Raw genomic sequence first — 11427 nt, forward strand, 5'->3', positions numbered from 1 at the left:
CGCAGCGCGGGAAGTCGCTGCCGCAACTGGTGTCGGTGGCGGTGGAGTCGAATCCGGGCGGCATCGCGCTGTCCTGGTCCGACGGTGTGTCCGCGCCCGTGCGATTGACCTATGCCGAACTCGACGAGCGCGCCAACCGGCTGGCCCGGTTGCTGATCGCGCGGGGCGTCGGCCCCGAGGACATCGTCGCCATCGGCATCCCGCGTTCGGCCGAGTCGGTGCTCGCGCTGTGGGCGGTCACCAAGACCGGTGCCGCGTTCCTGCCCGTCGACCCGAACTATCCGCCCGCCCGGCTCACCCACATGCTCGGTGACGCGGGCGCGGTCCTCGGTGTCGCGGTCGGCGCGGCGATGGATCGGCTGCCCGACACCATCGAGTGGCTGTGCCTCGACGACGAGGCCGTGCGCCGGGCGACCGAGGAGCAGTCCAGCGACCCGGTGACCCGCGACGACCGGGTCCGCCCGCTGCGCCTGCACCACCCCGCCTACGTCGTCTACACCTCCGGCTCCACGGGTCTGCCCCGTGGCGTGGTGGTGACCCACACCGGTCTGGCCAACGTCCACGAGTACCAGCGCGAGCACTACCGGCTCGGCCCCGATTCGCGGGTGCTGCAGCTCGCGTCGCCGTCCTTCGACGCCTCGGTGTTCGAGGTGCTGATGGCGCTGACCGGTGCTTCGACCCTGGTCGTCGTCCCGCCGACCGTCTATGGCGGCGACGATCTGGCGCAGCTGCTGCGTCGGGAGCGGGTCACCCACGCGTTCATCACCCCCACCGCCCTGGCCTCGGTGGACCCGCAGGGTCTCGACGACTTCCGGGTCATCGTGGCGGGCGGCGAGGCCTGTCCACCGGAACTGGTGCGGCGCTGGGTACTGCCGCTGGCCGGCGGTGGCGAGCGCGAGATGTACAACGGTTACGGCCCGACCGAGGCCACCATGGGCACCAACTTCAGCGCGCCGATGGTGCCGGGGCAGGTCGTCACCATCGGTCCGCCGATCCGCAACGTCACCGAGTACGTGCTCGACGAGCGGCTGGTACGGGTGCCCGACGGCATCATCGGCGAGCTCTACATCGCGGGCAACGCGCTGGCCCGGGCCTACCACCGCCGCCCGGCGCTGACCGCGGCGCGGTTCGTCACCGATCCGTTCGACCCGGCGGGCGGGCGCATGTACCGCACCGGCGATCTCGTGCGCAGGCGCGCCGACGGTTCGGTCGAGTTCGTGGGACGCAACGACTTCCAGGTGAAGGTGCGCGGCTTCCGGATCGAGCTCGGCGAGATCGACGCCGTGCTCACCGAACCCGACAGCGTCGACTTCGCGGTCACCGTCGGCCACGAACTCGACAACGGCACCACCATTCTCGCCGCCTACGTGCACGCGGCGCCGGGCGCGCGGATCGACCTGGACGAGCTGCTCGCGCACGCCAAGGCCGGACTGCCCGCGCACATGGTGCCGACCGCGCTGACCGTGCTCGACACCATCCCGCTGACCCCGGTCGGCAAGCTCGACCGCGCCGCGCTGCCCGCCCCGACGCTGCGCGCGCAGGAGTTCCGCGCGCCCTCGGGCGCGGTGGAGAAGCTGATCGCGCACATCTTCACCGAGCTGCTGCGCCCGGAGAACCCGATCGGCGCCGACGACGACTTCTTCGCCCTCGGCGGCAACTCGCTGCTGGCCACCCAGGCCGCGGCCCGGATCGGCGCCGAACTGTCGGCGCGGGTACCCGCCGGGCACGTCTTCGAGCGGCCCACGGTCGCCGGCCTGGCCGAGCTACTCGAGCCGCTCCAGGGCGGGGGCGGCCCGGTGGCCCCGACGCGCCGGGAGCGGCCTGACCTGATCCCGCTCTCACCCGCGCAGCAGCGGATGTGGTTCCTCAACCAATTCGACCCGGCCTCCCTCGCCGAGACCATCCCGTTCGCACTGCGGCTGACCGGCCCGTTCGACCCGCGCGCCCTGCACTCCGCGCTGACCGACTTGGTGCAGCGGCACGAATCGCTGCGCACCTACTATCCGGCGGTCGACGGCGTCGGCCACCAGGTGGTGCTGCCGATGGCCGAGGCCGTGCCCGATGTGCTCGTCGACGAGCTCACCGAGGACGAACTGCCGCTGTGGCTGGGCGAATTCGCCACCACCGGCTTCGACGTCGCCCAGGGCGTCCCGCTGCGGGTGGCGCTGGCCGAACTCGGTCCGCGCGAGCATGTGCTCGCGGTGGCGCTGCACCACATCACCGCCGACGGAGCGTCGGTCGCGCCGCTGCTGCGCGATCTGCTCGGGGCCTACCTCGCGCGGCGCAACCGCTCGCGTCCGAGCTGGCAGCCGCTGCCGGTGCAGTACGCCGACTACACCCTGTGGCACCGCGAACTGCTCGGCGCCGAGGACGATCCCGATTCGGTCGCCGCCGCCCAGATCGCCTTCTGGCGCGACACCCTGGCGGGGCTGCCCGACCGGCTCGACCTGCCCACCGATCGTCCGCGCCCGCCGGTGTTCACCGGCCGTGGCGCCGAGTTCGGCTTCCAGATCCCGGCCGAGGTGCACACCGCCGTCGCCGCGCTGGCCCAGCGCAGCGGGGCCTCGGAGTTCATGGTCGTGCACGCCGCCTTCGCGGTGCTGCTGAGCAGGCTCGCGCACACCGACGACATCGCCATCGGCACCCCGGTGGCCGGCCGCGGCGCCCGCGAACTCGACGACCTGATCGGCATGTTCGTCAACACCCTGGTGCTGCGCTCGCGCATCGACGAGCACGCGAGCTTCGCCGATCTGCTGCGCGAGACCAAGCGCGCCGACATCGCCGCCTTCGCCCAGGCCGACCTACCGTTCGAGCGCCTGGTCGAGCTGCTCGACCCGGTCCGCTCGCAGGCGCATCACCCGCTGTTCCAGGTCGCGCTGTTCTTCCAGAACCTGGATCTGCCGAACCTGCGGCTGCCCGGCCTGGATGCGACGCCGGTCGAATTCGGCGGCGCTGTGGCCCGTTTCGACCTCCAGCTGACCATCGTGCCGGGCACCGACCCGGCCGAGCCGATGGCCGCGTCGTTCAACTACGCCACCGACCTGTTCGACGCCGACTCGATCGAGACGATGGCGGCGCGCTTCACCCACCTGCTCGCGGCGGTCGCCGCCGACGCCTCGGTGAGGATCGCCGAGATCGACCTGCTCACCGCCGCCGAGCGCGAACTGACGCTCACCGCGTGGAACGGCACCAGCCATCCGGTGACGCCCGAGCTGATGCTCGACGCGTATCGCCGTGCGGTGCAGGCGCATCCGGACGCCACCGCGCTCGTCTACGAGGGCACCGAGCTGACCTACCGGCAGTTCGACGAGCGGGTCAACGCGCTCGCCCGGCTGCTGATCCAGGCCGGGGTCGGCCCGGAAGGCCTTGTCGGCCTGGCGATCCGGCGTTCCCCGGAACTCGTCGTCGCCATGTACGCGGTGCTCACCGCCGGCGGCGCCTACGTGCCGCTGGACCCGGACCATCCGGCCGAGCGCATCGCCTACATCCTCGACACCGCGCGCCCGGCCGCCGTGCTGAGCGCCGAGGCGATGCCGGTCCCGGAGGGCACCGAACTGCTCCGGCTCGACGAACTCGATACGCGGGGCGTACCGGTCGATCCGGTGCGCCCGGCCGAACTGCGCGCGCCGCTGCGCGCCGACCACCCGGCCTACGTCATCTTCACCTCCGGTTCCACCGGAAAGCCCAAGGGCGTGGCGATCTCGCACGCCGCCATCCACAACCAGCTGGTGTGGATGCTCGCGAAATACCCACTGGCCCTGGGCGATGTCTATCTACAGAAGACCGCGACCACCTTCGACGTGTCGCTGTGGGGCTACTTCATGCCGCTGCGGGTCGGCGCGACGCTGGTGCTCGCCACCCCGGACGGCCACCGCGATCCGGCCTATCTGATCGACCTGATCGCCCGGCACCACGTCACCGTCACCGACTTCGTCCCGTCGATGCTCACCGTCTTCGCCGCGCAGGCGGCATCCGACGGCGGGCCCGCCGTCGGCGGCTCGGCACCCGCCGCGCTGGCGTCGCTGCGCGAGGTGTTCGTCATCGGTGAGGCGCTGCCGCCGGAGACGGTCGACGCGATGGCCGAGGTCAGCTCGGCCCGCCTGCACAACCTCTACGGCCCCACCGAGGCCGCGGTCTCGGTGACCTACTGGCCCGCCCGCCCGGGCGAGCGGACGGTGCCGATCGGCCTGCCGCAGTGGAACACCCGTGTCTACGTGCTGGATTCGCGGCTGCGACCGGTGCCACCCGGGATCGCGGGTGAGCTCTATCTGGCGGGCGATCAGCTCGCGCGCGGCTACGTCGCCCGGCCGGGCCTGACCGCCGACCGCTTCGTCGCCGACCCGTTCGACGCGGGCGAGCGCATGTACCGTACCGGCGACCTCGTGGTGTGGCGCCGCCCCACGACGACCGCGCCGCACCGGCTGGATTACCTGGGCCGCATCGACTTCCAGGTGAAGTTCCGTGGTCAGCGCATCGAACTCGGTGAGATCGAGACCGCGCTGCTCGCGCACGAAACCGTCAGCCAGGCGGTGGCGCTGGTCGCGCCCACCGAGCTCGGCGACCAGCTCGTCGCCTATGTCGTGCCCGCGCCCGGCCAGGCGGCCGATCCCGACCGGCTGCGGACCGTCGCGTCGAAGACCCTGCCCGCGTACATGGTTCCCGCGTCGGTCACCGTGCTCGACGCGCTGCCGCTCAATGCCAGCGGCAAACTCGACCGCAAAGCGCTGCCCGCCCCGCACTTCTCGGCCCGCGCCTTCCGGGCGCCGAGCACCGAGCAGGAGAAGCTCGTGGCCGGACTGTTCGGGGAAGTGCTCGGCCGCACCGACATCGGTGCCGACGACGACTTCTTCGCCCTCGGCGGCAATTCGCTCATCGCCACCCGGCTGGTCGCCCGCCTCGGCGCGGCCACCGGCGGCCGGGTCGCCGTGCGCGCGCTGTTCGAGACCCCGACCGTCGCCGGTCTGGCCGCGACACTGGGCACCGAGACCGAGACGACCGCGACCAGTGGCCTCGGTACCGTCGCCCGGCCCGACGAGCTACCGCTGTCGCCCGCACAGCGGCGCATGTGGTTCCTCAACCGATTCGACCAGGGGGCGGCCGCCGGTGACGGCGCCGCCGCCTACAACCTGCCCTTCGCACTGCGCCTGACCGGCAGCCTCGACGTGACCGCGCTCGGCGCGGCCCTGCGCGATGTGCTGGCCCGGCACGAAGTGCTGCGCACGATCTACCCCGACACCGGCGACGGCCCGATCCAGCGGGTGCTGCCGGTCGAGCAGGTCGACCTCGATGTCGCCGTGCGCCGCGTCGACCCGGCCGCGCTGATCGACCACGTCGGCGCGCTCGCCGCCACCGCTTTCGACGTGACGGCCGAGGTCCCGCTGCGGGTCCAACTGCTCGACATCACCGGCGACGGCCCCGACGCGCCGACCGAGTACGTGCTCGCCGTCGTCGTGCACCACATCGCCGCCGACGCGTCCTCGATGGCGCCGCTGGTGCGCGATGTGACCACGGCCTACCTGGCCCGTACGGCGGGCCACGCCCCCGGCTGGCCCGCGCTGCCGGTGCAGTACGCCGACTACGCGCTGTGGCAGCTGGATCGCCTCGGTGACGAGAACGACGCGGAATCCGTCGCCGCCGCCCAGCTCTCGTTCTGGCGCGCGGAGCTGTCCGGGCTGCCGGACCTGATCGAACTGCCCGCCGATCGCCCCCGGCCCGCCGTCGCCTCGCTCGCGGGCAGCCGGGTGCCGGTGCGGATCGACGCCGACACCCACGCCGGGCTGGCCCGGATCGCCCAAGACAGCGGCGCCACCGTGTTCATGGTGCTGCACACCGCCTTCGCGGTACTGCTGGCCCGCATGGCGAGCGCCGCCGACGTGGCGGTCGGCACCCCGTTCGCCGGTCGCGGCGAGCGCGAGCTCGACGACCTGATCGGCATGTTCGTCAACACCGTCGTGCTGCGCACGCACTACGACGGCGGCGCGTCGTTCACCGAACTGCTCGCCGCGCAGCGCACCCGCGACCTGGCCGCCTTCGCCGCCGCCGACATCCCGTTCGAGCGGCTCGTCGAGGTGCTCGACCCGCCGCGCTCGACCGCCCGGCATCCGCTGTTCCAGGTGGGTCTGTCGTTCCAGAACGTCGACCGCGCCGCGCTGGAGCTGCCCGGTCTGCGGATCGCGCCGGTGTCGGCGGAACTGGCGGTATCCCAGTTCGATCTGCATCTGATCGTCGGTGACGGCTACGCCGCCGACGGCACGCCGACCGGCATCGAGGGCTTCTTCACCTACGCCACCGATCTGTTCGACGCCGAGACGGTGCGGGCCTTCGCCGACCGGCTCGCCCTGCTGCTCGACGCGATCGTGCGGGAGCCGGGCGTGGCCGTCGGCGATGTCGACCTGCGCACCTCCGCCGAGCGCGCGACCGAGATCACCGCGGGCGCCGCGGATCTCGCGATCCCGGGTGGCACGCTGGCCGACCTGCCGTCGCTGGCCCGGCCCGAAACCGTCGCGCTGGTCGCCGATCTGCCCGAGGGCAGACTGGAGCTGACCTACGCCGAGTTCGAGGCCAGAGTCAATCGCCTCGCCCGGCACCTGATCTCGCTGGGCGTCGGACCCGAGTCGCTGGTGGCGCTCGCGCTGCCACGCTCGATCGATCTGGTCGTGGCCATGTTCGCGGTGGCCCGCTCCGGTGGCGCCTATGTGCCGATCGATCCCGACCAGCCCGCCGACCGCACCGATTACATCCTCGGCACCGCGGCGCCGATCTGTGTGCTCAGCAACGGTTTCCGGACCGACGCGGCGCCGGTGGTGCGGGTCGACCATCCGGTGATCGCGTCGGCCGATCCGTCGCCGATCACCGACGCCGACCGGCGCGCGCCGCTGCGCCCGGAGAACACGGCCTACGTCATCTTCACCTCCGGCTCCACCGGGCGGCCCAAGGGCGTCGCGGTGCCGCACGCTGCCGTGGTCAACCAGTTGCAGTGGCTGCGCGGCGAATTCGGCACCGACGCCCACGATGTGTTCCTGCTGAAGACCCCCGCCACCTTCGACCTGTCGGTGTGGGAGTTCTGGTCCGCCGCGGTGTGCGGCGGCAAGCTGGTGATCGCCGCGCCCGACGGGCATCGCGATCCCGCGTATCTGGACGCGCTCATCACCGACGCCGGAGTGACCACGCTGACGGCGGTGCCCTCGCTGCTCGACGCGCTGGCCGGGTACTGGGAGGCGCGGCCGCAGCCGCTCACCCGCATCCTCGCCATCGGCGAGGCGCTGCCCGCCCCGCTGGCCCAGCGCCTGCTGACCGCGCTGCCGGACACCAGGCTCGACAACCTGTACGGCCCCACCGAGGCCGCGGTGTCGATCACCGATCACCGGGTGACCTCGGCCGATGTGGTGAGTGTGCCGATCGGCACCCCCGAGTGGAACTCCCGGGTCTACGTCCTGGACGAGCGCCTGCGCCCCGTCGCGCCGGGCGTCCGGGGTGAGCTCTACCTGGCGGGCGCGCAGCTGGCCCGCGGCTATCTGCGCAAGGCCGCGCTGAGCGCCGAACGTTTTGTCGCCGACCCGTTCGAGGCGGGCGCCCGGATGTACCGCACCGGCGATCTCGTCGCCCGCGACCGCAGCGGTGCGCTGAACTACCTGGGCCGCACGGACTTCCAGGTGAAGATCCGTGGCTTCCGGGTCGAGCCCGGCGAGGTCGAGGCCGTGCTGCTCGGACTGCCGGGGATCAGCCAGGCCGCGGTGCTGGCCCGGACCGATCCGCGCTTCGGCGACCGGTTGGTCGCCTATGTGGTCGGCACGGATATCGAGGCGGCACAGCTGAAGTCGGCCCTGCGTGACAAGCTGCCCGCGTACCTGGTGCCGGAGGCGTTCGTCGTGCTCGACTCGCTGCCGCGCACCGTCAACGGCAAGCTGGATCGGGCCGCGCTGCCCGCGCCGGTGTTCGAGGCCGCCGCCTTCCGCGCGCCCGCGACGCCCACCGAACAGCTGGTCGCCGGCGTCTACGCCGAGATCCTCGGGGTCGACGCGGTCGGCGCCGACGACGACTTCTTCGCCCTCGGCGGCAACTCGCTGCTCGCCACCAGGGCCGCCGCCCGGATCAGCGCCGCGCTGGACCGCGCGGTCGGGGTCCGCCTGCTGTTCGAGGCGCCGGCCGTCACCGACCTCGCGCTGCGGGTACACCGCTCCGACGAGCTCGCGGCGCTGCCGCTGGTGGCCGGACCGCGACCGGACCGGCTACCGCTGTCGCTGGCCCAGCAGCGGATGTGGCTGCTCAACCGGCTCGATCCCGACGCCACCGTCTACAACATCCCCGCCGCCATCCGCCTGACCGGCGCGCTCGACCTCGCGGCGCTGGCCGTGGCCGTGGGCGACCTGTTCGCCCGGCACGAGGTGCTGCGGACCCGCTACCCCGAGCACGGCGACGGCCCGGTCCAGGAAGTCCTCGCGCCCGGCGCGGTGCGGGTCGACCTGACGCCCATGCTGGTCACCGCCGACGACCTCGCCGACGAGGTGCGCCGGACCGTGGCCGAGGGCTTCGACGTCACCGCCGCGCCGCCGGTGCGGCTGCGACTGCTGCGTCTGGGCGCCGATGATCACGTGCTGGTGTTCGTCGCCCACCACATCGCCGCCGACGGCTTCTCCATGGGCCCGCTCACCCGCGATCTCGTGCTGGCCTACACCGCGCGCACCGAGGGCGCCGCGCCCGCCTGGTCGCCGCTGCCGTTGCAGTACGCGGATTACGCGGTGTGGCAACGGGAATCGCTCGGCGACGAAGCCGACCCCGCCTCCACTGCCGCCGCGCAGCTGACCTACTGGACCGATGAACTGGCCGGGCTGCCCGAGGAGATCGCGCTGCCCGCCGACCGGCCGCGGCCGTCGGTGCAGTCCTTCGCCGGTGCCCTGAGCACCGTCGAGATCGACGCGCGGTTGCACGCCGGGTTGGCCGGGCTGGCCCGGGCCGAGGGCGTCACGGTGTTCATGGTGGTGCAGGCCGCTCTCGCGGTGCTGCTGGCCCGCACCAGCGGCACCGACGACGTCGCCATCGGCACCCCGATCGCCGGTCGCGGCGCCCGCGAACTCGACGATCTCGTCGGCATGTTCGTCAACACCCTGGTGCTGCGCAGCCGGGTCACCGAAGCCGAACCGTTCACTGCGCTGCTGCGGCAGACCCGCGACACCGACCTGCGGGCCTTCGCGCACGCCGACATCCCGTTCGAGCGGGTCGTCGAGGCGGTGCAGCCGGTCCGGTCGGCGGGCAGGCATCCGCTGTTCCAGGTGGCGCTGTCGTTCGAGAACCTCGCCCCGGTCGCGTTCGAGCTGCCCGGCATCGCGGTCGGCGCGCTCGACGCCCGCACCGCCGAGGCCAAGTTCGACCTGCTGCTCACGCTGCGCGAACTGCCCGACCACGGCGGCATGCACGCCGAATTCACCTACGCCACCGATCTGTTCGACGAGTCGACGATCCAGGCGTTCGGCGCCCGGTTCGCCCGGCTGCTCGCCGAGCTCGTCGCCGATCCCGAGGTGGCGGTCGGTGACGTCGCACTGCTCGACGAGGCCGAGTTCATCGCGCAGACCACCTTCACCGGCCCGCCCGCCGAGCCGGCCCGCACGCTGTCGCAGCTGATGGACGCCGCCGTGCTGGCCAACCCGTCGGGCGTGGCCGTGCGCGGCGACGGTCGCGGCTTCACCTACGCCGACCTCGACGCAGCGGCCAATCAGCTCGCCCGTGGTCTCATCGCCCGGGGGGCCGGGCCGGAAGTCGCTGTGGCCGTGGCGATCCGGCGTTCGGTCGAATCGGTGCTCGCGGTCTGGGCGATCGCGCGCACCGGCGCGATGATCGTGCCGATCGACCCCGGCTACCCGGCCGAGCGGATCACCCACATGGCCGCCGATTCCGGCGCGGTCTTCGGTGTCACCCTGGCCGCCGAGCTGACCGGGCTGCCCACCCTGCCCGGCGACGCGGGCTGGGTCGCGCTCGACGACCGTGAATTCACCGCCGAGGTCGCCGGATACGCCTCGGTGGCCCTGCGCGAGATCGAGCTGCGGGCTCAGCCCAGCACGGGCAACGGCGCGTACATGATCTACACCTCGGGCTCGACGGGGCTGCCCAAGGGTGTCGTCGTGACCCACGCGGGCCTTGCCAACTTCTGTGCCGAGCAGAAGCAGCGCTACCAGCTCGATTCCAGCTCGCGCGCACTGGCTTTCGCCTCGCCGTCGTTCGACGCCTCGATGCTGGAACTGCTGCTCGCCCTCGGCGGCGCGGGCACGCTGGTGGTGGCGCCCGCCGGATCCGTCGGCGGCACCGAGCTGGCCGAGCTGATCCGCACGGAGGGCGTCACCCACACCTTCCTCACCCCCACGGTCCTGGCGACCCTGGACCCGGCAGGCGTGCCGGGGCTGCGGCACCTGGTCGTCGGCGGCGAGCAGGTGCCCGCCGAGCTGGTCGCGCGCTGGAACACGCTGGCGCAGCGCAAGTTCCACAACGGCTACGGGCCCACCGAGACCACCATCATGGCCGCCATCAGCGATCCGCTGACCCCCGGCGACGACACCCACATGGGCGGTCCGATCCGGGGCACCACCGCGCTGGTCCTCGACGGCAGGCTGCGTCCGGTGCCCGAGGGAGTCACCGGTGAGCTGTACCTGGGCGGCATCCAGCTCGCCCGCGGCTACCATCGGCGCGTCGGTCTGACCGCGGCACGTTTCGTCGCCGATCCGTACGGGGCGCCGGGCACCCGGCTCTACCGCACCGGCGACCTCGTGCGCCGCCGGGGCGACGTGCTGGAGTTCGTTGGCCGCAACGACTTCCAGGTGAAGATCCGCGGCCTGCGGATCGAGCTCGGCGAGATCGACGCGGTGCTGGCCGCCGCGCCCGGCGTCTCCTGGGTGACGACCATGGGCCGCGACAACGGCGCCGGGGCCACCATGCTGGTGTCCTACGTGCTGGCCGAACCGGGGGAGCGGCTCGANGGCCGCCGCGCCCGGCGTCTCCTGGGTGACGACCATGGGCCGCGACAACGGCGCCGGGGCCACCATGCTGGTGTCCTACGTGCTGGCCGAACCGGGGGAGCGGCTCGATCCGGCCGAACTCACCGCGCTGGCAGGCCGGGTACTGCCCGACTACATGGTGCCCGCCGCGATCGTCGTCCTCGACGAGCTGCCGCTCACGCCGGTCGGCAAGCTGGACCGGCGCGCGCTGCCCGATCCGGTCACCGTGCGCCGGGACCACCGGCCGCCGCGCACCGCGGCCGAACGGGCGCTGGCGCGGGTGATCGGCGAGGTCCTCGGACACGACCGGGTCGGCCTCGACGACGACTTCTTCGCCCTCGGCGGCGACAGCATCACCGCCATCCAGGTGGTCTCACGGGCCGCCGCGGCCGGGGTGGTGCTGCGTCCCCGCGACCTGTTCGACGCGCGGACCGTCGGCGCGCTC

1 protein-coding gene and 1 pseudogene are annotated in these 11427 nt (G+C 72.8%); both read left to right on the top strand.

Annotated features, from left to right (window positions below):
* Positions 1–98: 98 nt before the first annotated feature.
* Positions 99–10880 (top strand): annotated as a pseudogene (locus tag V8688_RS22035) (amino acid adenylation domain-containing protein); the annotation flags it as partial.
* Between the two features lie 148 nt (positions 10881–11028).
* A partial coding sequence (locus tag V8688_RS22040) for a phosphopantetheine-binding protein (RefSeq protein ID WP_342801598.1) occupies positions 11029–11427 on the top strand: 399 nt, incomplete at its 3' end.

This window comes from Nocardia sp. No.11 (genome assembly GCF_038752175.1).
Taxonomy (GTDB): domain Bacteria; phylum Actinomycetota; class Actinomycetes; order Mycobacteriales; family Mycobacteriaceae; genus Nocardia; species Nocardia canadensis.